This window comes from Flavobacterium subsaxonicum WB 4.1-42 = DSM 21790, from assembly GCF_000422725.1.
GTDB classification, from domain to species: domain Bacteria; phylum Bacteroidota; class Bacteroidia; order Flavobacteriales; family Flavobacteriaceae; genus Flavobacterium; species Flavobacterium subsaxonicum.
This window is the reverse complement of sequence record NZ_AUGP01000025.1, coordinates 212,315-235,786: the sequence shown is the minus strand read 5'-3', so window position 1 is coordinate 235,786 and position 23,472 is coordinate 212,315. Positions and strand designations below refer to the sequence as shown.

The window sequence follows — 23,472 nt, the reverse complement described above, 5'->3', positions numbered from 1 at the left end:
TACAAAGCATAAAACCCCACCTGCAGCTAAAAATCAGGGTTAGCCGCAGTATTGCAGCCTTTCGCCGCAAACGGTGCAGTTGGCACCGTATTTCTTAGTAGCTTTGGTTATTATTATTTTTATAATGGCAAAAAAACTGCAACCCTACCTGCTTCATATATTAGGATGCCTCCTGTTTATAAGCATACCCATACTTTCGTCTCCTGACCTCGAAACAAAAAAAATATTGTTTGAGCAGGCCGGTTTTCAAAAAAGCTTTTTATCATACCTGTTGCTTATTGCTTTTTTTTATGCCAACTACCTTTATTTTATTCCGAAATTTTATTTTACGCACCGCTATTTGCTATTTTTTGCCTGCATAGGGCTATGCTTTTTTATAATTGCCTACGTGCCCGGAACGTTGTTTCCAGATTTGCATTTTATGAACATGCCCCGCCCCATGATGCCCATGCCAGACGGCAGTATGCCCAAACCCAACTGGCCGGGGCGCGGCCATATGCCCTGGCCTATGTTTATGCCGGCACTACAGGGAGGGTCTTTATTGCAATGCCTAATGGTATTTTTGCTGTCGTTTTTATTGCGAACCAGCCAGCGCCTTAGCCGCATGCAAAGCGAAAAACTTAAAACAGAGGTATCTTACCTAAAGGCGCAAATAAACCCGCATTTTTTATTCAACACCCTTAATAGCCTCTATGCGCTTACGCTCGAAAAAAGCGATGCCGCACCCGAAGCCGTGCTTAAGCTATCGAGCATGATGCGCTATGTGGTTACAGAAAGTGGCCGCGACCGCGTAGCGCTTGATAATGAAATTGATTACATTAAAAACTACATAAGCCTGCAACGCCTGCGTATGGATGGCAGCACGGCCTTTACTTTTATTACTACGGGTAACACGCAAGGCAAGTACATATCGCCCCTGCTGCTTATTCCTTTTATAGAAAATGCCTTTAAATATGGCCTTAACCCAGAGGAAGACGCCGCCATTAATGTGCACATAGATATTACCGAAACCGAACTGCTGCTGCATGTTAAAAACAAAAAGGTAACTGTTAGCCTGCCGGCCGGCGAAGAAAGCGGCCACGGTGTAGAAAACACCCGCCAGCGATTGGAGTACCTGTACCCGGACAAGCATAAATTGCTTATATTTGATACTAACGATGTTTTTGAAGTTAAACTAACCTTAACCCTGGTATGATTACAGCCATAGCTATAGACGATGAGCCTCTTGCGCTTAAAATTATTACCCACTTTTGCAGCCAGGTAGATTATATTGCGCTTCAAAAAACATTTACCAAAACCGATGAGGCTTTGGAGTATTTACAGAAAAACCCAACCGACTTACTATTTCTGGATATACAAATGCCCGGCAAAAACGGTCTCGACTTTTACAAGATGCTGGAGCCAGAAACTATGGTTATTTTTACCACTGCCTATAGCGAATATGCCGTAGAGGGTTTTAACGTTAATGCTATAGATTACTTGCTTAAGCCCTTTTCTTTCGAGCGTTTTTTAGTTGCCACAGATAAGGCATCTAAAGAAAAACGCACCCGCAGCACCACCCCCGGCCAAAGCCACCTGCTTATTCGTGCCGACTATAAACTGCACCGCATAGATTATGATGACATCCTGCTTATAGAGGGCCTGGACGATTACATTCGCATTCACCTTAAGGGCAAAACACCTATTACAGCACGTTTTTCTATGAAAAGCGTACTCGAAAAACTACCCCAGCCCAATTTTGTGCGCGTGCACCGCTCTTATATTATACCGGTTAATAAAGTAAAGAGTATTTACAACAAAACAATACAAATAGAAGACTTTGTAATACCTGTAGGCGATACCTATAAAGATATAGTTGCCAAACATTTTTAATTTTTCGCAGCATTATACACAACGTTCAGTAAAAAACATAATAAAGCAAGTGTAATTCATAACGATTTTAACAATTCGCCTATTTTATTTTGTATTGAATTTGAATACCTTGCACAACTTTAACACATTATTAACCCAGAAAAATAAATGAAAAAGAATATTACAAAAATTACTATTGCAGCCGTACTGCTATTTACGGGTGCATTGCACATGCAGGCTCAAAATAAAGAGCCACGCACTTTTAGTGGCCGCAACCCCAAAACAGGTGTTGTTAGATGTGCTACGGTAGAGTACGGAAGCTACCTGGAAGAGGGCAATACCGAACTTGCCGCCAAGAACGCTAATTTTGAGAACTGGATAAGCCAGAAGATCGAAGAACGCAAATTGCAACGTAACGGCGCAACAACTAACGAAGTTATAACCATACCGGTTGTAGTACACGTTATACACAATGGCGATGCTGTTGGTAGTGGCGAAAATATTTTAGACGGACAGGTAATTTCTCAAATTACAGTGCTTAACCAGGATTTTAGAAGAATGGCAGGTACACCCGGAGAAAATAGCGAAGAGGTGGGTGCCGATACACAAATTGAATTTTGCCTTGCACAGGTAAAACCTGATGGAACTGCATTTAATGGTATAGATCGTGTAGATATGGGCCAGACCAACTGGGCTACTTTTGACGATGTTAATTTAAACCTGAAACCTGCAACAATTTGGGATCCTGAACAGTATTTTAACATCTGGGTGGTTAGGTTCTCTACATCCAATTCGGCCGAATTAAACGGTATATTGGGTTATGCACAGTTTCCTGAAGGCTCTACCTTAAATGGCGTACCTACAGACCCTCAGGCTACAGCAGCCAGCGACGGTGTAGTTATTGGCTACCGCTATTTTGGCTCATCGGTAGAATTTCCTGAAGGAGATTATGCAACCTCTTTAGGTTACGACAGAGGTAGGACAACTACACATGAGGTAGGCCATGCCCTTGGCCTTCGCCACATTTGGGGCGATGGTGGCTCTCAGTCGTTAGGTACATCTAACTGTAACGCCACCGACTATTGTAATGATACCCCTTATGCAAAATGGGATAACTGGGACTGTAATGCTGCCTACGATACCTGCCCAACTAAAGCAGGTGCCGATATGACAAACAATTACATGGATTACACTAACGATGCGTGTATGAACATCTTTACACAAGACCAGATGACAAGGATGCATACCGTATTAGAAAACGCACAGCGGAGAGCAAGTTTAGTTACATCTGTAGTTTGCCAGCCAACAGCTGCTAACCCGGAGTTTAACCTGCTACAAGGCATTAACCTGTATCCTAACCCTACACAGGGTGTGCTTACTATTGCAACACAAGACAGCCAGTTGCCAGACAGCTATGTTATTTACAACAGCCTTGGCCAAACCATAGCTAACGTTGCAGTTAAAGGTGCTGCCAACCTAACGGTAGATACATCTGCTTACAGCAACGGTGTTTACTTTATTAAAGTAGATAAAGGCAATGCTACTAAAACACTTAAGTTTATCAAAAACTAAGAACAAGCATAATTATAGCTAAAGGCGGAGCATTGCTCCGCCTTTTTTTATGCTCTAAATTAAAGTTACGTTAAATTTAAAAACCTCATTTAATACACTATACGGTTACTTAACATCAATTTATTATACGCTTAAACAAACAACATCCTTACACTATAATGCCCATAAAAAAAGCAGGGCGATTGCCCTGCTTTTTACCTATATAATAAGTAACCTAAATTATATTTTAAAAGTAACCACCGGCCTAACGGCATGGTTAACTAAGTCTTCGCTTATGCTGCCGTTAAAAAAGTGGGCAAGCCCCTGCCTGCCGTGCGTACACATACCCACAAGGTCGGCATTAACGCTGTTAGCAAAATGCAGTATGCCTTTTTCTACATTAACATCGTTATAAACGTGTGCACTGTAGCCATTCTCCAGCGTAAAGCCAGATACAAAATCGTGGATTAGCTTCTCTGCCGCATGGCTCGATTTAAAGTCGTTTGGTGTGTTAACATATAAAAGGTGAAGCTTAGATTTAAAGCTGTTGGCAAAATCTACCACCTGTGCAAAAGGTTTTTTTATTTCGTTAGAAAAATCAGATGCAAAAACAAAATTCTGAGGGTTAAAGCTACCCTGTTCTTTTTTAATAACAAGCACCGGCACTTCAGATGTTCTTACAACCTTCTCTGTATTAGAGCCAATAAACATTTCGCGGAAACCGCTTGCACCGTGCGACCCCATAACAACAAGGTCTATATTATGTAATTTGCTGGTTTTAATAATACCTTCAAAAGCATTATCAAACTGTACAGCCTCGCTAACCGTAAGCCCTTCCAGGTAATCAGCGTTTTTTAGCTCATCAAAGCGCTCGTGCACTTTTCTCATAAAAAACATAACTTCGGGTACTTCGGCAGCGTTACCTACGGCATCATTTCCATGGGTAGGAAGGTCTAAAAGGTGCAATAAAAATATTTCACCGCCATTATCCCTTGCAATTTGGGCTGCAACTTTAAGGGCATATTCCGCATGGTCAGAAAAATCGGTAGGTACTAAAATTTTTTTCATAAGATAAATATTGTGTAAGTTTTTAACAAAAAATTGGCGGGTTTTAAAGGTCTAAAAGTATAAATTAATTTTACATTATCCAATGATTTTCAAGATATAAAAATTATTCGTATATTTGCGCAGTTATTTAATAAAAACTAAGTAATGAGGGGACGGGAGTCCCCTCTTTTTATACAATATGACATTTAAAGAGAAAGTAACAGATTTATTAAATAAGGGTTTAGAAGAGTACCCAAACCTGTTTTTAATTAGCCTGAGCATAAACAGTGCTAATAAAATAGAAGTTATTATTGATGGCGATAATGGCGTTACCCTGCAGGATTGCATTAATATGAGCAGGGCTATAGAGCACAACCTGGACCGCGAAGAAGAAGATTTTTCGTTAGAGGTTGCCTCGGCAGGCGCAACCAGCCCGCTTAAAGACCCAAGGCAGTATAAAAAAAATATTGGCAGGATTGTTAACGTTAAAACCAACGACCAGGAAATAGAAGCTAACCTCGAAGATGCAACCAACGATGTTATTATCCTGGAGTGGACAGCCCGCGAACCTAAACAAATAGGCAAAGGAAAAGAAACCGTGCAAAAAAGGCTCGAACTGCCTTACACGGAGATTAAAGAAGCAGTTGTTGTAATAAAATTTTAAAAATATAAAGTTGGCATGGAAAATCTCGCATTAATAGATTCGTTTTCAGAGTTTAAAGATGATAAACTTATAGATCGCGTTACCCTAATGGCGATACTGGAAGATGTATTCAGGAATGCATTGAAGAAGAAATACGGGTCTGATGATAATTTTGATATTATTATAAACCCTGACAAGGGGGATATGGAGATATGGAGAAACCGTGTGGTAGTGGCAGACGGTGAGGTAGAAGACCCTAACCAGGAAATTTCGCTTAGCGAAGCCAGGAAAATTGAAAAAGATTTTGAAGTTGGCGAAGACGTATCTGAAGAGGTAAAACTAATACAACTGGGCCGCAGGGCTATATTAGCACTACGCCAAAACCTTATCTCTAAGATACACGAACACGACAATACAAACCTTTATAAGCAGTTTAAAGACATTATTGGCGATATTTATACCGCAGAGGTACACCACGTAAGGCCAAAAGCTGTAATTTTGGTGGATGATGAAGGTAATGAAATAGTTTTACCTAAAGAAAACCAGATTCCGTCAGACTTTTTTAGAAAAGGAGACAACGTAAGAGGTATTATTGAGAATGTAGAACTTAAGGGCAACAAGCCGCAGATAATTATGTCGAGAACTTCTGAGAAGTTTTTAGAAAAATTGTTTGAACAGGAAATTCCTGAGGTGGCAGATGGCCTTATAACCGTTAAAAAAGTAGTAAGGATACCGGGCGAAAAAGCAAAAGTAGCTGTAGATTCTTATGATGACAGGATAGACCCGGTGGGCGCCTGCGTAGGTATGAAGGGTTCTCGTATACACGGTATTGTTCGCGAATTAGGTAACGAGAATATAGACGTTATTAATTATACAACCAATACACAGTTGTATATATCAAGAGCGCTAAGCCCGGCAAAAGTATCGTCTATTAAAATAGACGAGAACACACACAGGGCAGATGTGTTTTTAAAATTAGAAGAAGTATCTAAGGCTATTGGCCGAGGAGGACATAATATTAAACTGGCAGGATTATTGACAGGCTATGAGCTTGACGTAATTAGAGAAGGCAGCCCTGCAGAGGATGAGGATGTTGAATTAACAGAATTCTCAGACGAAATAGATGAGTGGATCATCGCAGAGTTTGCAAAAATAGGCCTCGATACTGCAAGGAGCGTACTAAACCAGGACGTAAACGACCTTGTAAGAAGAACTGACCTTGAAGAAGAAACCATTCTTGAGGTTATGAGGATCTTAAAAGAAGAATTTGAAAGTTAGGCTAAGTTTAATATTTTAACACAACAACACAACGAAAGAAGATAATAGTAAAAAATATTTATGTCTGAAGAAAGAGCAATAAGAATAAACAAAGTTTTAAGGGAATTAAATATTTCCCTCGACAGGGCTGTGGATTTCCTTAAAGATAAGGGCCACGTTATCGAGGCAAGCCCAAATGCCAAGATATCCGGCGAGGAATATAATGCCTTATTCAACCAATTTTCTGCCGACAAAGGAAACAAAGCTGCATCATTAGAGGTGAGTGAAGAGAAGAGGAAGGAGAAGGAAGCGCTGCGTATAGAGAGAGAAAAAGAGCTGGAGGAGAAAAGAAAGCAGGAAGAAGAAAAACAAAGGCAGGAAGTTATAAGAGCTAAGGCTTCTATAACAGGGCCGGTGTCGGTTGGTAAGATAGACCTTAACCCTAAAAAAGCTGCTGTAGAGCCTACTTCAGACATACCTGTAAAACAACAGGAGGCACAAACAGAAAAACCGGCAGAAAAAGCCCCGGTTGCAGAAACACCACAACCCGTTGCAGAGGCTCCAAAAGCCGAAGAACCAAAAGAGGTGCAAAAACAACCTGAGCAGCCAAAAATTGTGCCTAAGATACAAGCGCAGCCGCAAGCCCAACAGCCTGTACAGCCAAAACCTGTACAAGAGCCGCAGGCCGCAGCACAGCCGCAACAACCCGTTACCCCTGCGCAGCCCGAAACGCCTGCACAGCCGGAAGAGGAAACTATCAAAACACAGTACACCAAGCTTACCGGTGCTACCTTTACAGGGCAAACCATAGATCTTTCGCAGTTTAATAAACCTAAGAAGAAAAAAGAAGAGCCTAAAAAAGATGCTCCTAAGCCGGGTGGTGCAAATAATGCTGCCAACAACAACAATAAAGATAAGCGCAAAAGGATTATTCCTAAACCGCAGGGCTCCAACAATGGCCAGGGTGCACCACGCCCACCAGGACAGGCAAGCCAGCTTATCAGGCCTAACGCACCGGGTACCGGCGGCGCGGCACAAGGTGGCGGCAATAGGTTTGGCCCTAACAAACGCCCTGCTATTGTTAGCAAGGTAGAGCCTACCGACGAAGAAGTTAAAAACCAGATCAGAGAAACGCTTGAAAAACTTCAGGGTAAAGGCAGCAAATCTAAAGCAGCCAAATACCGTAGAGACAAACGTGACAGCCACCGCCAGAGAACGGATGATGAGCAGCGCGCATTAGACGAAGGCAGCAAAACAATTAAGGTTACAGAGTTTGTAACCGTAGGCGAGGTTGCTACCATGATGGATGTGCCTATTACCAAAGTAATATCTGTTTGTATGTCTTTAGGCATCATGGTTACCATGAACCAAAGGCTGGATGCAGAAACCCTTACTATTGTGGCAGACGAGTTTGGCTATGAGATAGAGTTTATTACTACTGATATTGAAGAGGCTAAAGAAGTTGTAGAAGACAGGGAAGAAGACCTTGTATTCCGTGCTCCTATTGTTACCGTAATGGGTCACGTAGACCACGGTAAAACATCGCTTCTGGATTACATCCGTAAAGAAAATGTTATTGCAGGAGAGTCCGGCGGTATTACCCAGCACATTGGTGCCTACGGTGTAACGTTAGATAATGGCCAGAAAATAGCATTTTTAGATACACCGGGTCACGAGGCGTTTACCGCAATGCGTGCACGTGGTGCCCAGGTTACAGATATTGCAATTATTGTAATTGCAGCAGATGATGATATAATGCCGCAAACTAAAGAGGCCATTAACCACGCACAAGCTGCTGGTGTGCCAATTATATTTGCCATAAATAAAGTAGATAAGCCCAACGCTAATCCTGAAAAGATTAAAGAAAGGCTTGCCGGTATGAACCTTCTTGTAGAAGATTGGGGCGGTAAAATACAATCGCACGATATATCTGCAAAAACAGGCCTTGGTGTAAAAGACTTACTTGAAAAAGTATTACTTGAAGCTGAATTGTTAGACCTTAAAGCAAACCCTGATAAGGCTGCTGTAGGTACTGTTGTAGAGGCGTTTTTAGATAAAGGCCGCGGTTATGTATCTACCGTACTTGTACAGGGTGGTACACTTAAAGTGGGCGACTATGTACTTGCCGGTAAACACCACGGTAAAATTAAGGCAATGCACGATGAGCGTGGCCACAATGTTAAAGAGGCAGGCCCATCGCAACCAATATCAATATTAGGTTTAGACGGCGCCCCTACCGCAGGTGATAAATTTAGCGTTTATGCCGATGAGAAAGAAGCAAAACAAATTGCTGCCAAACGTACACAATTAATGCGCGAGCAAAGTGTACGTACACAAAGGCACATTACCCTTGCCGAGATTGGCAGGAGGATTGCCCTTGGCCAGTTTAAAGAACTTAACATTATCCTTAAAGGTGACGTGGATGGTTCTGTTGAGGCACTTTCTGACTCGTTCTCTAAACTATCTACCGAAGAAATCCAGATCAACATTATACACAAAGGTGTTGGTGCAATTACCGAATCTGACGTGTTGCTTGCTTCGGCATCCGATGCAATTATTATAGGCTTTAACGTACGCCCTTCTGCAAATGCAAGACAGCTTGCCGACAGGGAAGAAATCGACATCCGTAACTACTCTATCATCTACGATGCTATAGACGACCTTAAAGATGCGATGGAAGGTATGCTTTCTCCGGAAATGAAGGAAGAAGTTACCGGTACTGCCGAGATTCGTGAGGTATTCAAGATCTCTAAAGTTGGTTCTATTGCAGGTTGTATGGTGACCGATGGTAAGATATTCCGTAGCTCAAGAATTAGGCTAATACGTGAAGGCGTAGTTATCTATACAGGAGAACTAAGCACACTTAAACGCTTTAAAGATGATGTTAAAGAGGTATCTAAAGGTTACGACTGTGGTATGCAGATTAAAAACTATAACGACATACAGGAGTATGACATTGTAGAGGCTTACCAGGAAGTAGAAGTTAAGAAGAAACTTAAATAATAAGTTACTACACTATATCTAAAGTCCCGATTGCAGCAATGCAGTCGGGACTTTTTTTTTGCTTGCCAATCAACGTACTATCTTCTCAAAAATTAATATATTTTTCGTTTTTTTGTATCCGATTAATTCAAGGCATTACTCCCAAATGAAAAAACTATTACTCCTTATTTTCTGTGCTTTTATAGGCCAGATAACCGTGGCGCAAACAAAACCTGAATATTACTTGATATCATTAACCGACGAAGCTACCTCTGCTATGGAAGTTCCTTTTTATATAGAAGAGGTGTATGACGGCAGGCAGTTTACCGATAACATTGGTACCGTACAAAAAGGGATTGCCAACCGCAAAGTGCTGTCGCGTTTTGAGAAACCTTTTTTAACCGAAGTCAAAGATTATCTGCTTAAAGCCTACCCTAAAATGGACGGGCGTGTGCCGGTTTCGGTACGCGTTAACGATCTGTATATTTCTGAATATACCGAAAAGAGCGAAGAAACAGGTTTTGCATCGGCAGTTATAGATGTAATTGTAAAGAAGGATGGCGTTAACTACATTGTGGGCACGTATGGCGGCAATATAGAGAGCACCGGCATGGATGTAACCGCAAAGCACCCCGACAGGATTAGGAGGGCGCTAAACAAGTGCCTGGGCAAATATGAGGTAACGCCCGAAGAAGATAAAACGTATATTGTTTTTGATAACACCCCCGTAGAAAAAAGAGAATTAGGCAAACCCGCAAAAGGTATTTATGGTACTTACTTAGATATGATAAAGAATACGCCTAAAGACGACTCTAACTTTTATGTAAGCAGTAAAAACAATAAATACTATTTAATAAACAACACCAACAGCCAAAAGGCAGACGATTATTATGCCTTTAGCGATGGCGAAACCGTGTACCTTAACGTAAGCAAATTTGCCGGAGAAAAATACTATGCAAAGACCGAACGGATAGCCGACAAGTTTTTTATTGAGCACATAGCGTACGACCAGAACCGAATGATTACGCAAATAGTAATGTACCAGCTTGGCGGTATTTATGTTCCTAAAATAGATACTACCATGCCTATGCTGATAGACTGCTACAGCGGGCAGCCGTTCTTTTTATCTAATAACGATATTAAGACCCTGCTTGCCCCCCGCCCTGATTTGCTTAAAGAATATAAGGACAGTAAAAAGACAGCAGCCGATATTAAAAATGTTATCATTAAGTATTACAGCAAGCCTTCTAAATAACAGTTCAATAAACTACAAGTGCAGCAACGCATCAGCACAAAATAAAAAATCCCGACTTACACAGTCGGGATTCATATTTATTATTCGGGGGCCAGTTCGAGTTCCAGGCCTTCAAGATCGTTGGTTATGGGTATCTGGCAGCCAAGGCGGCTGTTAGGCTTTACATTAAAGGCTTCGCTAAGCATGGCATCCTCATCGGGGCCCATTTCGGGCAGCTCCACCTCGTTAAGCACATAGCACTGGCAGGAGGCGCACATGGCCATACCACCACAAATGCCTATAGTACCCTCCGGAGCCAGCTCGTAAGCACGCACAAGCTCCATAATATTCATAGCCATATCGGTAGGCGCAAGCACTTCGTGCATAACACCATCCCTGTCGGTTATTTTAATTGTTACTTCGTTCATTCTACACATTTCAGAGTTTAGAGTTCAGAGTTTAGAGTTACTGCGTGAAGAACCCAAAACACCTAACCCGTAACCCAAATTAATCTATTGCTTTAACCACCTGTTTTTCGGCTTCTTTACGGGTACCGTCAAAGCCATCTACACCGCTAACGGTTGTGTATTTAAGCACGTATTTTTTACCTGGGTTTACTTTGTTAAACACGCTCTGGCACATTAATGTAGCTTCGTGGAAACCACACAAAATAAGCTTAAGCTTGCCCGGGTAGGTATTAATATCGCCAATGGCATAAATACCCTCTATATTGGTTTGATAGTCTAAAGCGTTGTTTACTTTAATGGCATTTTTTTCTATTTCGAGGCCCCAGTTTGCAATAGCACCCAACTTTGGCGTAAGACCAAAAAGCGGAATAAAATAATCGGTTTTAATGGCCGTATGTGCACCGTCTATTTCAAGGTCCAGCTCTTCTACGTGCTCATCGCCACGAATACCGGTAACTTCGGCAGGGGTAACAAGCCGAATTTTACCCTGATGCTTAAGCTCCTGTACTTTTTCTACCGAGTCTAACGCTCCCCTAAACTCATTTCTCCTGTGCACCAGGGTAACTTCAGAAGCTACATCAGAAAGAAAAATACTCCAGTCCAGGGCAGAGTCGCCACCACCGGCAATAACTATGCGCTTGTTGCGAAACAACTCAGGGTCTTTTACAAAATACTCAACACCCTTATCTTCATAAAACTCTATGCCTTCTATAATAGGTTTACGCGGCTCAAAGCTGCCCAAACCGCCGGCAATAGCCACGGCTTTGGCATGGTGCTCTGTACCTTTATTGGTAGTAACTATAAAAGTACCGTCTTCTAATTTTTGTATGGTCTCGGCCTTTTCGTTAAGGGTAAAGCCCGGCTGAAACTGCTTGATTTGCTCCATTAAGTTATGCACCAGGTCGCCTGCCAAAACAGACGGGTACCCCGGAATATCAAAAATGGGTTTTTTAGGATACAGCTCAGATAACTGCCCGCCAATTTGCGGAAGGGCATCTATAATATGGCATTTAAGTTTTAAAAGTCCGGCCTCGAAAACGGCAAAAAGCCCTGTAGGGCCTGCGCCTATAATTAAAATATCGGTTGTAATCATGTGTTGCGTATGGTAAAAACAATTCTACAGCAAAGTTGCTTAAAATTGCTTTTAAAAATTATGATAAATATCAGCCACAGGCTAATCTATTTTTTCTAAGAAAACAATTAGGCTATGTTAACCACAGTTTCTATAGCGGGAGCATACTTTTTAATAGTAGTCTCTACCCCTGCCTTAAGAGTCATCTGGTTAACGCTGCAACCTACACAGGCGCCTTCAAGGCGAACCCTAACGTGTTTATCATCCTCTATATCTATCAGCGATATATTACCCCCGTCAGATTCAAGAAAAGGACGAATCTCATCCAGGGCTCTTTCAACACTGCTTCTAATTTCTTCTGTTGTCATTTTTTTATTTCTTTTTAACTGCAGAGCAGCCAGCCATAGTGGTTATTTTAATTGCTTCGGTAGCAGGCAGGTTATCGTTCCTGTCTACAGTTTCCTGAACTACATTACGCGCAAGCTCCTCAAAAGCAGCTTCAAGCGGCGTAGCAGTTTGCAGGGCAGCCGGGCGGCCATAATCTCCGGCTTCGCGTATGCTTTGTACTAACGGAATTTCTCCCAAAAAAGGCACTTCTAAGTCTTCGGCAAGGTTACGGGCACCTTCTTTACCAAAGATATAGTATTTATTATCAGGAAGTTCTTCCGGCGTAAAATAAGCCATATTCTCTATAATGCCCAGTACCGGTACATTAATGCTTTCCTGGCGGAACATTGCCACACCTTTTTTAGCATCGGCAAGGGCCACAGCCTGCGGTGTACTAACAATAACTGCGCCTGTAATAGGCAGTGCCTGCATGATAGACAGGTGAATATCGCCGGTTCCCGGTGGAAGGTCTAACAATAAAAAGTCGAGCTCGCCCCAGTCGGCATCAAAAATCATCTGGTTAAGGGCTTTACCTGCCATTGGTCCACGCCATATAACGGCCTGCTCAGGGCTGGTAAAAAAGCCTATAGAAAGTATCTCTACACCGTAGCTTGAAATGGGTTTCATTTTAGATTTGCCGTCTATCATTACAGATATTGGGCGCTCCCTTTCTACATCAAACATTATTGGCATAGACGGGCCGTAAATATCGGCATCCAGTACACCCACCTTAAAGCCCATTTTGGCTAAGGTAACGGCAAGGTTGGCCGTAATGGTAGATTTACCCACACCACCTTTGCCCGATGATACTGCAATAATATTGCTTATACCCGGTATGGCCTTACCTTTAATTTCAGGCTTCTCGGGCGCTTCTATCTTTACGTTTACTTTTACCTTGGCATCGGGCGATACCAGGTCGTGTATTGTTTTAATTATATCGGCTTCGGCGCGTTTGCGTATGTGCAGTGCCGGTGTTTGCATAACCAGCTCTACAACTACCTCATCGCCAAAGGTAAGTACGTTGCGTACTGCCTCGCTTTCAACCATGTTTTTGCCTTCTCCGGCAAGGGTAATGGTTTCAAGGGCTTTTAGTATGTCTTTTCTATCTAATTTCATTGTGTGTAAAATAGCTAACAGTCTCTTATGTAGACTTATTTTAAATTGCAAAGATACTATGAAAAGTTTATTTAGCGAAGTTAAATCCTTTGTTCTTTTGTGTTGAAATTAAAGCACGGAACCATTCTTACAAACAACAGCTCTATTTTTAACCACAAAGAACACAATACTGATATTCTATCAGTATCTCACCAAGTTCACCAAGCCGTTTGTGATGTTTAAGAACACAGAAGGGCAACGTTGTTGCCTACAAAGTACACAAGGCTTTATGGATATTGATTGCGGCTTGTAACGTTAGCCTTGTGGCCTTCCATCTTTAGATGGTTGTCTTTGCGAACCTTGTGATTTACATAAACTGTAAAGCTTTGTGTCTTTGTGGTAAAATGCCTGCTACCAGTTTATTGGGCATTCTAAAAATCTAACAATCTAAAAATCTGTAAGCTCCTTGGCAGGGTCCCAAAAATGGGTGTCGAATTTTACAATCTTGTTGTCTTTTACTTTTATTCCTTCGCTTTCCAGCAGTTGCTGCATAAGGTTGGTGCCTTCAAAATGGTGTTTTCCGGTTAGTAGTCCAACTCTGTTAACCACACGGTGTGCCGGTACATCGTCGCCCGGCGTGGCATTCATAGCCCAGCCTACCATGCGTGCCGATCGTGCTGCGCCTAAAAATTTAGCTATAGCCCCGTAAGATGTTACCCTGCCGTAAGGTATTTGCCTTGCAACATGGTACACCTTATCAAAAAAAGAATCGTCGGCTTTTGCCATGGCAACAGTTTTATGGGTTACGCAGCAGCTTAATAATGGTTATTATAGAAATAATACCGGTTATAGAACCTATAAAGTAATTTACATTACGAATAAAGAAATCAGTTTTATGCTCAAACTTTTTAAAGAAGATAATGTACAGGTAAAACACCGCAAACGACCCCATTACAGCCCCTAGTACAAACAAGAATATAAGCAGGTTATTGCCTAAAAGCTGGCCTGAAGACATTAGCGACACGCTTACAAAAACATAGTACGGTATAGGGAAAAAGTTTAATGCCGATAGCATGGTGCCTAAAAAGTAGTTGCCGGTTGTACTGCGCACGTGTACCTCATCGGGGTTTATGTCCTTTTTTTTCTTTTTAGATAAGAATAAAAAGTAAATGGTTAAAAGCGAGAAGATAACCAACCCGGCCTCCTGCAGCATGTTTACAATGCCGGGGCTGCGGTTGATTAATTTGGCAAATGTAACCGATATGTATGCCTGAAAAAATACTATAGTGGCCGCACCAAGGGCAAAAAACACCGAATTGCGCCTGCCTTCCTTAAGGCTAATTTTGGCAGCCGTCATATTCAGCAATCCCGGTAAAAGGGTAGCCACGAACGAAATGCAAAAACCTACCACCACCGGAAGGACTATCTCCATGCTACTTTATTTTAAATTTAATATAGGTAATGGCTTTATCGTGCTCCAGGTACTGTTGCTCGTAAAATGTTTGTATGGTGGTAACCACCTCTGGCGCACCGGCGTTGTGGTATACGTTATGGTTGGCATAAATAACCTCGTGCCCTTCGCCATGCAGCAGGCCAAGAGTATAGCCATGCATAAACTCACTATCGGTCTTTAAGTTTACAACACCATCCGGAGCTAATATTTTTTTGTACAGCTTTAAAAATTCGGTATTAGTAAGCCTGTGCTTGGTGCGCTTGTATTTTATCTGCGGGTCTGGGAAGGTAATCCAGATCTCGGCTACTTCGCCATCGGCAAAAAAGTGTTCTAAAAGCTCTATCTGCGTGCGAAGGAAACCTACATTGTGCAGCCCCTGCTCTACAGCAGTTTTGGCGCCACGCCAAAAACGTGCCCCCTTAATATCGATGCCAATAAAATTACTATCGGGATATTTGGTAGCCAGGCCAACAGAATATTCGCCTTTGCCACAGCCAAGTTCCAGGACTATAGGGTTATCGTTCTTAAAAAAATCGCTGTTCCATTTGCCTTTAAGGGCAAAAGTTCCGGCAACCGCTTCTTCTCTTGTTGGCTGTAAAACATTACCAAAGGTGTCGTTTTCTCTAAATCGCTTTAGTTTATTCTTGCTTCCCACTACTAAATTTAAATTTTTGGTAAAATTAGCGAAATATATGGCAATCAAAATAATTTTAGATTGCAGTTATTAATAAATTATCAAAAACCTACTGTGCTAACTAAAAAAAAGATTCTTGTTGCCCCTTTAAACTGGGGGTTAGGGCATGCCACCCGCTGCATACCAATAATAGAAGCACTGGAAAACCACGGTTTTGAACCCATTATAGCATCAGACGGCGCTGCGCTGGAACTGCTTAAAAAAGAATTTCCGCACCTAACTGCCCTGGAACTGCCACCATATTATATAGAATATGCCAAAAACAACCTGTTCTACAAATTAAAACTGCTTTGGCAGATGCCCAAAATGTTCAGGGCCATACATAATGAAGGTAGAATTGTAACCGCCCTGATTGCCGAGCATGGCATTAGTGGTATAATATCTGATAATCGGCTGGGTGTGTATTGCCGCAATACGCCATCGGTTTTTATTACGCACCAGCTTAACGTGCTAACGGGCAATACCACTCATATAACGTCTGCCATACACAAAATGTTTATTAAGCGCTACAGGGAGTGCTGGGTGCCCGATGTAGCGTCGTCGCCCAACCTGTCGGGCAAGTTGGGGCACACCGATGAAGAGCTACAAAACCTTAAATACATTGGCCCCATAAGCCGGCTGCACAAAAGCGTAGCCGAAAAAAAATACGACCTTATGGTGCTGCTGTCTGGCCCTGAGCCACAGCGCACTCTTTTGGAAGAAAAGCTGGAAAAAGACCTTTTAAACTACAAAGGCCGCGTTATTTTTATTAGGGGAGTTATTGAGCCGGAAGAGCAAATTATTAAAAAAGGCGGTATTACTTTTTATAATTTTATGAATACCACTGCGCTGGCACAGGCTTTTAACGAAAGCGAGATGGTATTATGCCGCTCTGGATATACTAACGTGATGGATTTGGCAAAACTGGGCAAAAAAGCATTTTTTATACCCACACCCGGTCAATACGAACAGGAGTACCTGGCCAAGAAACTTAAAAAATCGGGGTTGGTGCCTTATGCCACACAGGCAAAGTTTAAGATAGCCGACCTGCAAAAAGCCGACCTGTATAAAGGCCTGAAGGATATTAACGGCAACTCTAAATGGAAGGACCTATTTAGTCTTTTCGAGGGTAAATGAAAACTCTGAGCCCTTGCCAAAGGTGCTCTCTACATACATTTTTTCGTCGTGGCCCTCTATAATGTGCTTAACAATGGCAAGCCCAAGTCCGGAGCCACCCTCTGTACGGGCACCGCTTTTATCTACACGGTAAAAACGCTCAAACAGGCGGGGTATGTGCTTTTGCTCTATACCTTCGCCATTGTCTTTTACCCTGATAATAATTTTGTTGTTAACCAGATCTTCTATACCTACCTCTGTACTGCCGTTCTCTTTACCATATTTAATAGAGTTAACCACCAAATTAGTAAGCACCTGCTGTATTTTCTCTTTATCGCCGTACACCATTATAGGTTTAATGTACTTCATATCAAACATAAGGATGATGCCTTTTTTGTCGGCTTTCATCTCCAGGAGGTCGAAAACGTTTTGTATAACCTCTAAAATATTGAATTTGGTAAAGGTAAGGTTCAGGTCGCCCACCTCCATTTTGGTAATCATGTCCAGGTCCTGCACAATATAAATAAGGCGCTCCACCCCTTTTTCTGCGCGTTGCAGGTATTTTTTGCGCAGCACCTTATCGTTCATGGCACCATCAAGCAGTGTAAGTATATAACCCTGCACGGTAAACAATGGGGTTTTTAGCTCGTGCGATACATTGCCCAAAAATTCCCTTCGGTACTCCTCGCGAATTTTTAGGGTTTCAATCTCTATTTTCTTATCGCGGGCAAATTTTTCAAGTTCGCGCGTAAGCGTAACCATATCGGTAGTAATGGACTTATTTCTAAAATTACTGGACTCCAAAAGTGAAATATCATCGTATATTTTCTTTACCCTCCGGTAAATAAAACGCTCCACCCGGTATTGCAGCACCAGGAACGAAAATAAGAATACAATTACAAAGACCAGCACGATGGCCTGCCAGTCTATAGTGTATAAAAAAGCTAACCCCGCAAGCAGCGAGGTAGCAAATAAGGTTATATATAACGCTGATTTTACAGCGAATTTATATGATTTTTTTAATTTTAAGCTCACTAAATTTCCAGCTTGTAGCCTACTCCTTTTATGGTTTTAAATATTTCGTCGCCAATTTTTTCCCTCAGTTTGCGAATGTGCACGTCTATAGTACGCCCACCTACAACAACCTCGTTACCCCACACTTTATCAAGAATTTCTTCTCTCTTAAACACTTTACCCGGCTTAGAGGCAAGCAGATAGAACAATTCAAACTCTTTACGTGGCAGTACAATTTCGCGGTCTTCCATTACAATTTTATACTCCTCGCGGTTAATTATAATGTTGCCAACCCTTAAAACATCTTCTTTATTTTCATCTTCCTTAAGCCTTCTTAATAAAGCTTTTACCTTGCTAACCAGTAATTTTGGCTTTATAGGCTTGGCAATATAATCGTCGGCACCGGCATCAAAACCAGCCACCTGCGAATAATCTTCGCTGCGGGCGGTTAAGAATGTTATAATAACGTTACTAAGCTCTGGTATCTTCCTTATATTTTCTACAGCTTCCATGCCATCCATTTCGGGCATCATAACATCTATAATAATAAGGTGCGGCAGTTCTTTTTTAGCTTTGGCAACAGCCTCTTTACCATTAACGGCAGTAATAACCTGATAACCTTCCTGTGTAAGGTTGTATCCTACAATTTCCAGAATATCCTGCTCATCATCAGCCAGTAAGATCTTAATATCTTTTTTCTTCATAACGACACTATGTGTATGTTTTGTGGCGGTAAAGGTAAAGATAATACAAAACCATCAAACGTGTTAACGGTAATTTAATCTGTTAACAATTTAGTAATAAATAGTAAATCCAAAGGTAACTATTAAGTAACATAGCATTTAAAGACTGGCAGTTTCTTTGCAGCAAAATTATACAACACGAAATGAAACTTAAATTCTTAGTAATTACACTGTTTACCCTTGCTATTGGCTTTGCCCAGAATAAAGGTACAGTAACCGGTACTATTACCGACAAAGACATGAATAACGAGTCGTTACCGTTTGCCAGTGTGGCCCTTAAAGGAACCACCACCGGAACCAATGCAGACGAGAACGGGGTGTACACTTTATCTGTACCCGAAGGAACGCACATTCTTGTATTTGCTTTTTTAGGTTACGAAACTAAAGAAGTACAATTTACAATTAAAGCAGGAGAAACAAAAACCATAAACCAGATAATGACATCTACCAGCGTACAGCTGCAGGATGTGGTTATAGAAAAAACCGTAAGCCGCGAAAAGGAAACAGCATTATTGCTGGAGCAAAAAAATTCGGCGGTAATAAAACAGAACATTGGTGCGCAGGAGCTAAGCCGTAAAGGTGTTAGCGATGCTGCCGGGGCTGTAACCAAGGTAACCGGTATTTCTAAACAAGAGGGCAACAGCGGTATATTTGTACGTGGCCTTGGCGACCGTTACAACAGCACCATGCTAAACGGCCTGCCTTTGCCAAGTAACGAGCCGGAAAACAAAAATATTGCACTGGACCTTTTCTCTACAGATATTATCCAGTCGGTTGGCATTAGCAAAACCTACTCGGCAGACCAGTATGGCGATATGGGCGGTGCTAACGTAGACATACAGTCTAAAGAACACAACGGCAACACTAAATTTGTGGTAGAAGTTGGTACAGGCTTAAACAACAAAGCTTTTGGATCTGACTTTAAAATTGCCGATGGTGCTAAAAAAACAGGTTTTTATGATGTTAAAACACCAACATCTACATCTAACTACCAATTTGGAACCAAATGGAGCCCCGAAACTCAAAACAACCCATTAAACGGTAGCTTTGGCCTTACAGGCGGTAAAAACTTTAACGTAGGCGAAAACGGCCGCATTAGCGCATTTGCTACAGCTAACTATGCTAACGGTTACAAATACAAAAATGGTTTCCAGAGGGTTGTAAGTAATACTAACGACAATATTATTACCGACTATTTTAATGTAGATAAATACGAGTTTTCTACAAAAACAACCTTAATGGCTAATGTGGCTTACAAGCTAAATGCTAAAAATACCATTAAATTCAACAGCGTATTTGTAAACGCATCTAAAACTACCGTTGGCGAATACGATACTTACGTAGGCCAGGGAGATGACCGTTACGAATTTAACCGCCAGACATTAACAGAGCAAAACAAGCTTTTTGTTAACCAGTTGTTAGGCAAGCACACATTTACCGATAAATTAGACCTTGACTGGGGTGCATCTTTTAGTACTGTAAATGCCGATATGCCAGACAGGATTACCAATAACCTTGTACAAACAGGCAGCGACTATATATTTAATACAGCAGCCCCAACTACAAACAACCGTTACTTTCAGTACATAGACGAGAAAGAAACTGCCCTTAAAGCACTTGCAACTTACAAGCTGCTTAAAGGCGACGACGAACTTTACAAAGGCAAATTTACTTTTGGCTACAATGGCAGGATAAAATCGAGAGATTTTGAGGCTACACAATTTAACTTCAGGGTATCTGGTGCAGAAAGCATTCCTGTAAGCCCGGATAATTTAGATTCTTTCCTTAACGCTTCTAACCAGGCAGCAAGTCAAAACATACCGGGCACGTTTTTTATAAGCACATCAAGGCTACAGAGCTTAAAGCCGTTTACCTATAATGGCGACCTAAGCATACACGCAGGTGTAGCTAACTTTGAGCACAACCTGTCAGAAAAACTTACCTATACATTAGGCCTAAGGGCAGAAAAAGTATTGCAGGAACTGGTTTGGGATACTAACTTCCCGATAGCCGGTGCTGATTTTGATGATGCAACCATAGACAAAGTATACATTTTGCCTGCTGCTACTTTAAAATACAGCCTTAATGATACGCAAAACCTACGTTTTGCCGCAAGTAAAACCTACACATTGCCACAGTTTAAAGAAAAATCACCATTCCGTTACGAAGGTGTGGGCGAAAACTCAATTGGTAACCCGTTCCTTAAACCATCAGATAACTATAACATCGACTTTAAATGGGAAATGTTTCCTAATAACGATGAGGTATTCTCGGCAGGTGTTTTTGGTAAATACTTAGACAACCCAATTAGCCGTGTGCTACTTAACTCTACCCTTAACGATAACACGTTTGTAAATGCAGGTAAATCGGCTTATGTTGCCGGTGTAGAGTTCGAGGTTAAGAAAAACATCTGGAAAGTAGACAACCAAACATTAAGCTTTGGTGCTAACGCAACAGTAATGTATTCGCACCAGGACCTGGACAGCGATAAAGTGGCCCGCGAAACCAACAACAGCTTAAGTGTAAACTTTAACGATAAGACCGATGCGCTTCAGGGAGCATCTCCACTACTTGTAAATGCCGATGTTACGTACCGTGTTGAAGCCGGTAAATTTAAACCAACCGTATCGTTAGTAGGTAACTATTTTCATGACAGGATTTACTCTCTTGGATCTTTTGAAAGAGGTAACATTGTAGAAAAAGGCATTATGATGCTAAACTTTGTATCGAGCACAAGCATAGGCGAAAAATGGACCGTTACTTATAATATGGGCAACATACTAAACTACAAAATAAGAAGGGTACAGGAAAATGCCGAAGGCGATATAGACACCTACAACTTTAGGGCGGGTGTAGACTTTAGCCTGGGTGTTAAGTACAACATTTTCTAATACTTATAAAACATTGCAAAGTGTTATTTAAAGCAGCCTTTTTGGCTGCTTTTTTTATGCCGCATTAGCCTAACATACATAACATTAAGTTAACGCAAACTATAGGCTATTTTAATGTTTATATAACTGTGGCTTAACCCCAAAACTAAACTGCCGATGCATCTTTGCAGTACAAAAATTAAACAACATTAATTAATTGAAACGATGAAAAAATTATTTTTAAGCTTAGCAGTTCTAAGTGCAGTATTTACAAGTTGTGGTGATGATGACTCTAACACTACAGAGCCAATTGCAGAAGCAGCAGATCTTACAGGTACAATTTCTGCCAACTTAACATTAAACGAAGAAACTGTATATACTCTTAAAGGCCCTGTATATGTAGAGAACGGTGTTACACTTACTATACCTGCAGGTACACGTATTGAAGGTTATGCTGAAGCTGATGCTACTGCTGTTGCTTTTCTTGCTGTTAAAGCAGGTGGTAAAATTGTAGCTCAGGGTACTGCTGCAGATCCTATTATCTTTACTTCAAGCAAAGCGCAACCGGCTCCTGGAGACTGGGGTGGAATTGTAGTTTGCGGTAACGCAGTAACTAACTTAGGTACAAACGTACAGGCTGAGGTTACAGGTTTAACATATGGTGGTACAAACCCTGCAGATAACTCTGGCGTACTTTCTTACATCAGGTTAGAATATGCTGGTGCACTTATCAATCCAGAAGCAGAATTTAACGGCTTTACATTTTATGGTGTAGGTTCTGGTACAACTGTAAACAACCTTTTGGCTTACCAGGGTTCTGATGATGGTTTTGAGTTCTTTGGTGGATCTGTAGGTGGAAACAACCTTATCTCTATCGGAAACCAGGATGACTCTTTTGACTGGACTGAAGGTTGGAACGGTACTGTTTCTAACTTATACTCTAACCAGGCTCCTGCTCTTGCTTTCTCTTCAGACAGCCGTGGTATCGAGGCAGACAACAACTCTAACAACGCTACTTTAGCTCCAATATCTAACCCTACACTTTCTAACATTACACTTATTGGCCGTAACAACGCAGCTGTAACCAGCGAAGCCGGTATAATGCTAAGAAGAGGTACTTATGCTACAATAAGCAACGTATACATTGCAGACTTTAAAGGTGCAACGGGTAGCTTTGGTATCAACTTTAACGGTAACGAGTCTGGTGCTTACTTTACACTACACCCACTAAGCAACATTAACATCAACAATGTTACTGCAACATCTAACTTACCGGTAGCTTACACAGCTGGTACATCTACAGGTGCTGGTAACGGTGCAGCTCTTCCATCTTGGACTTCATGGGCTGGTCTTTAATCTTTGAAATTTCTTAGATAATCCATATAATTTACCCCTCTGAACAGAGGGGTATTTTTTTGCTTTATTGCCAGCAAAAAGCAAAAATTATTTACTTGTTAAATAATTTTGTAGCGCCTTATCAATCAGGCACCTTCATAAATTAAAACCATCAGTTTGCCTGTTAAAATAATTAGCAAAAAATTACATTTTAGTTCACATATTCTTTGGTACGGTATTTGAATTATTTATTGTACATTTACACAGTCAAACACCATCAATGAAGAAAAACTACATTTATATTACCTTACTGATGTTCTTTTTGTTTTCTATAGGCGCTGTAGCCCAGGAAAACAAAGGGCTTACCGCATCTGGCAAGGAAGCCATAGAAGGGCTTAATATATACCCGAACCCGGTGAGCTCAGACAGGATTTATATCACTTCTAAGTCTACACAAAGCAAAGATGTAGAGATTTTTGATGTGCTTGGTAAGAAAATTCTTCAGGCAACCATTACAGGCAAAGAATTAAACATATCAGACCTTACAGCCGGCGTATACATTATTAAAGTTAAGGAGGGCGAGGCTACGGCTACTCGTAAACTTATTGTAAAGTAGTTACCGCCCGTAACAATATTTAAAGCACTGCAACAGCGGTGCTTTTTTATTTTGTATTTTTGCCAA

At 41.3% G+C, this 23,472-nt stretch carries 21 protein-coding genes; 11 read left to right on the top strand and 10 right to left on the bottom strand.

Features of this window, described 5'->3' with window-relative positions; translation table 11 throughout:
* Positions 1-124 precede the first annotated feature (124 nt).
* The 3 genes from G509_RS0108835 (at position 125) to G509_RS0108825 (ending at position 3,423) form a co-directional block, all read left to right on the top strand.
* Positions 125-1,195 (top strand): sensor histidine kinase, encoded by a 1,071-nt coding sequence (locus tag G509_RS0108835; RefSeq protein ID WP_026991197.1) that lies wholly within the window; start codon positions 125-127, stop codon positions 1,193-1,195.
* The gene (locus G509_RS0108830) at positions 1,192-1,872 is read left to right on the top strand and encodes a LytR/AlgR family response regulator transcription factor (RefSeq protein ID WP_026991196.1); all 681 of its coding nucleotides are present in this window, start codon (positions 1,192-1,194) and stop codon (positions 1,870-1,872) included. The genes G509_RS0108835 and G509_RS0108830 overlap by 4 nt, the downstream gene beginning before the upstream one ends.
* Before the next feature lie 147 nt (positions 1,873-2,019).
* A complete protein-coding gene (locus G509_RS0108825) occupies positions 2,020-3,423 on the top strand; it encodes a M43 family zinc metalloprotease (RefSeq protein WP_026991195.1) in 1,404 nt (467 codons plus the stop codon).
* 219 nt (positions 3,424-3,642) lie between these two features.
* Here G509_RS0108825 and G509_RS0108820 read toward each other — a convergent pair whose 3' ends face one another.
* The gene (locus G509_RS0108820; protein ID WP_026991194.1) at positions 3,643-4,470 is read right to left on the bottom strand and encodes a universal stress protein; all 828 of its coding nucleotides are present in this window, start codon (positions 4,468-4,470) and stop codon (positions 3,643-3,645) included.
* A 178-nt stretch (positions 4,471-4,648) separates the two neighbouring features.
* Between G509_RS0108820 and rimP the strand changes: the two genes are divergently transcribed.
* The 4 genes from rimP to G509_RS0108800 all read left to right on the top strand — a co-directional run bounded on the left by rimP (position 4,649) and on the right by G509_RS0108800 (position 10,586).
* Positions 4,649-5,113, top strand: coding sequence for a ribosome assembly cofactor RimP (gene rimP, locus G509_RS0108815; protein ID WP_026991193.1), 465 nt, complete (start codon positions 4,649-4,651; stop codon positions 5,111-5,113).
* Between the two features lie 15 nt (positions 5,114-5,128).
* Positions 5,129-6,370, top strand: a complete 1,242-nt coding sequence (gene nusA / locus G509_RS0108810) for a transcription termination factor NusA (protein ID WP_026991192.1) — start codon at positions 5,129-5,131, stop codon at positions 6,368-6,370.
* 60 nt (positions 6,371-6,430) lie between these two features.
* A complete protein-coding gene (gene infB, locus G509_RS0108805) occupies positions 6,431-9,352 on the top strand; it encodes a translation initiation factor IF-2 (RefSeq protein ID WP_026991191.1) in 2,922 nt (973 codons plus the stop codon).
* A 145-nt stretch (positions 9,353-9,497) separates the two neighbouring features.
* Positions 9,498-10,586 (top strand): hypothetical protein, encoded by a 1,089-nt coding sequence (locus G509_RS0108800; RefSeq protein ID WP_026991190.1) that lies wholly within the window; start codon positions 9,498-9,500, stop codon positions 10,584-10,586.
* Between the two features lie 80 nt (positions 10,587-10,666).
* Here the strand turns inward: G509_RS0108800 and G509_RS0108795 are convergent, their stop codons facing one another.
* From G509_RS0108795 to trmB, 7 genes are all read right to left on the bottom strand, one after another.
* The gene (locus tag G509_RS0108795; protein ID WP_026991189.1) at positions 10,667-10,993 is read right to left on the bottom strand and encodes a 2Fe-2S iron-sulfur cluster-binding family protein; all 327 of its coding nucleotides are present in this window, start codon (positions 10,991-10,993) and stop codon (positions 10,667-10,669) included.
* Between the two features lie 79 nt (positions 10,994-11,072).
* Complete coding sequence (locus tag G509_RS0108790; protein WP_026991188.1) at positions 11,073-12,125, bottom strand: NAD(P)/FAD-dependent oxidoreductase; 1,053 nt, start codon at positions 12,123-12,125, stop codon at positions 11,073-11,075.
* A gap of 107 nt (positions 12,126-12,232) precedes the next feature.
* The gene (locus tag G509_RS0108785; protein WP_026991187.1) at positions 12,233-12,472 is read right to left on the bottom strand and encodes a NifU family protein; all 240 of its coding nucleotides are present in this window, start codon (positions 12,470-12,472) and stop codon (positions 12,233-12,235) included.
* Positions 12,473-12,476: 4 nt separating this feature from the next.
* On the bottom strand, positions 12,477-13,607 hold the full coding sequence (locus G509_RS0108780; RefSeq protein ID WP_026991186.1) for an Mrp/NBP35 family ATP-binding protein: 1,131 nt from the start codon (positions 13,605-13,607) through the stop codon (positions 12,477-12,479).
* A gap of 426 nt (positions 13,608-14,033) precedes the next feature.
* A complete protein-coding gene (locus G509_RS0108775) occupies positions 14,034-14,372 on the bottom strand; it encodes an MGMT family protein (RefSeq protein WP_026991185.1) in 339 nt (112 codons plus the stop codon).
* Between the two features lie 10 nt (positions 14,373-14,382).
* The gene (locus G509_RS0108770) at positions 14,383-15,018 is read right to left on the bottom strand and encodes a LysE family transporter (RefSeq protein WP_026991184.1); all 636 of its coding nucleotides are present in this window, start codon (positions 15,016-15,018) and stop codon (positions 14,383-14,385) included.
* A gap of 1 nt (position 15,019) precedes the next feature.
* A complete protein-coding gene (gene trmB / locus G509_RS0108765) occupies positions 15,020-15,694 on the bottom strand; it encodes a tRNA (guanosine(46)-N7)-methyltransferase TrmB (RefSeq protein ID WP_026991183.1) in 675 nt (224 codons plus the stop codon).
* 93 nt (positions 15,695-15,787) lie between these two features.
* Here trmB and G509_RS0108760 point away from each other — a divergent pair, with 93 nt between their 5' ends.
* Positions 15,788-16,849: a glycosyltransferase gene (locus tag G509_RS0108760; RefSeq protein ID WP_026991182.1), complete on the top strand. Its 1,062-nt coding sequence runs from the start codon at positions 15,788-15,790 to the stop codon at positions 16,847-16,849.
* Here G509_RS0108760 and G509_RS0108755 read toward each other — a convergent pair.
* Together G509_RS0108755 and G509_RS0108750 are read right to left on the bottom strand one after the other, a co-directional pair.
* The gene (locus G509_RS0108755) at positions 16,823-17,863 is read right to left on the bottom strand and encodes a sensor histidine kinase (protein ID WP_026991181.1); all 1,041 of its coding nucleotides are present in this window, start codon (positions 17,861-17,863) and stop codon (positions 16,823-16,825) included. The genes G509_RS0108760 and G509_RS0108755 overlap by 27 nt on opposite strands.
* Positions 17,863-18,546: a response regulator transcription factor gene (locus G509_RS0108750; RefSeq protein WP_026991180.1), complete on the bottom strand. Its 684-nt coding sequence runs from the start codon at positions 18,544-18,546 to the stop codon at positions 17,863-17,865. Before G509_RS0108750 ends, G509_RS0108755 begins: the two co-directional genes overlap by 1 nt.
* Positions 18,547-18,728: 182 nt before the next feature.
* Here G509_RS0108750 and G509_RS0108745 point away from each other — a divergent pair, with 182 nt between their 5' ends.
* The 3 genes from G509_RS0108745 to G509_RS0108735 all read left to right on the top strand — a co-directional run bounded on the left by G509_RS0108745 (position 18,729) and on the right by G509_RS0108735 (position 23,406).
* Positions 18,729-21,476, top strand: a complete 2,748-nt coding sequence (locus tag G509_RS0108745; RefSeq protein WP_026991179.1) for a TonB-dependent receptor — start codon at positions 18,729-18,731, stop codon at positions 21,474-21,476.
* A 204-nt stretch (positions 21,477-21,680) separates the two neighbouring features.
* Positions 21,681-22,811: a hypothetical protein gene (locus G509_RS0108740; RefSeq protein WP_026991178.1), complete on the top strand. Its 1,131-nt coding sequence runs from the start codon at positions 21,681-21,683 to the stop codon at positions 22,809-22,811.
* A gap of 259 nt (positions 22,812-23,070) precedes the next feature.
* A complete protein-coding gene (locus G509_RS0108735; protein ID WP_026991177.1) occupies positions 23,071-23,406 on the top strand; it encodes a T9SS type A sorting domain-containing protein in 336 nt (111 codons plus the stop codon).
* Positions 23,407-23,472 lie beyond the last annotated feature (66 nt).

What these genes read in the sequence shown, in the direction of transcription:
- G509_RS0108795 (WP_026991189.1), bottom strand. Translation starts at nt 10,993, where the DNA reads ATGAACGAAGTAACAATTAAAATAACCGACAGGGATGGTGTTATGCAC.
- G509_RS0108830 (WP_026991196.1), top strand. Translation starts at nt 1,192, where the DNA reads ATGATTACAGCCATAGCTATAGACGATGAGCCTCTTGCGCTTAAAATT.
- G509_RS0108735 (WP_026991177.1), top strand. Translation starts at nt 23,071, where the DNA reads ATGAAGAAAAACTACATTTATATTACCTTACTGATGTTCTTTTTGTTT.
- G509_RS0108825 (WP_026991195.1), top strand. Translation starts at nt 2,020, where the DNA reads ATGAAAAAGAATATTACAAAAATTACTATTGCAGCCGTACTGCTATTT.
- nusA (WP_026991192.1), top strand. Translation starts at nt 5,129, where the DNA reads ATGGAAAATCTCGCATTAATAGATTCGTTTTCAGAGTTTAAAGATGAT.
- infB (WP_026991191.1), top strand. Translation starts at nt 6,431, where the DNA reads ATGTCTGAAGAAAGAGCAATAAGAATAAACAAAGTTTTAAGGGAATTA.
- G509_RS0108780 (WP_026991186.1), bottom strand. Translation starts at nt 13,607, where the DNA reads ATGAAATTAGATAGAAAAGACATACTAAAAGCCCTTGAAACCATTACC.
- G509_RS0108770 (WP_026991184.1), bottom strand. Translation starts at nt 15,018, where the DNA reads ATGGAGATAGTCCTTCCGGTGGTGGTAGGTTTTTGCATTTCGTTCGTG.
- G509_RS0108785 (WP_026991187.1), bottom strand. Translation starts at nt 12,472, where the DNA reads ATGACAACAGAAGAAATTAGAAGCAGTGTTGAAAGAGCCCTGGATGAG.
- G509_RS0108740 (WP_026991178.1), top strand. Translation starts at nt 21,681, where the DNA reads ATGAAAAAATTATTTTTAAGCTTAGCAGTTCTAAGTGCAGTATTTACA.
- G509_RS0108820 (WP_026991194.1), bottom strand. Translation starts at nt 4,470, where the DNA reads ATGAAAAAAATTTTAGTACCTACCGATTTTTCTGACCATGCGGAATAT.
- G509_RS0108835 (WP_026991197.1), top strand. Translation starts at nt 125, where the DNA reads ATGGCAAAAAAACTGCAACCCTACCTGCTTCATATATTAGGATGCCTC.
- G509_RS0108745 (WP_026991179.1), top strand. Translation starts at nt 18,729, where the DNA reads ATGAAACTTAAATTCTTAGTAATTACACTGTTTACCCTTGCTATTGGC.
- G509_RS0108750 (WP_026991180.1), bottom strand. Translation starts at nt 18,546, where the DNA reads ATGAAGAAAAAAGATATTAAGATCTTACTGGCTGATGATGAGCAGGAT.
- G509_RS0108800 (WP_026991190.1), top strand. Translation starts at nt 9,498, where the DNA reads ATGAAAAAACTATTACTCCTTATTTTCTGTGCTTTTATAGGCCAGATA.
- rimP (WP_026991193.1), top strand. Translation starts at nt 4,649, where the DNA reads ATGACATTTAAAGAGAAAGTAACAGATTTATTAAATAAGGGTTTAGAA.
- G509_RS0108775 (WP_026991185.1), bottom strand. Translation starts at nt 14,372, where the DNA reads ATGGCAAAAGCCGACGATTCTTTTTTTGATAAGGTGTACCATGTTGCA.
- G509_RS0108790 (WP_026991188.1), bottom strand. Translation starts at nt 12,125, where the DNA reads ATGATTACAACCGATATTTTAATTATAGGCGCAGGCCCTACAGGGCTT.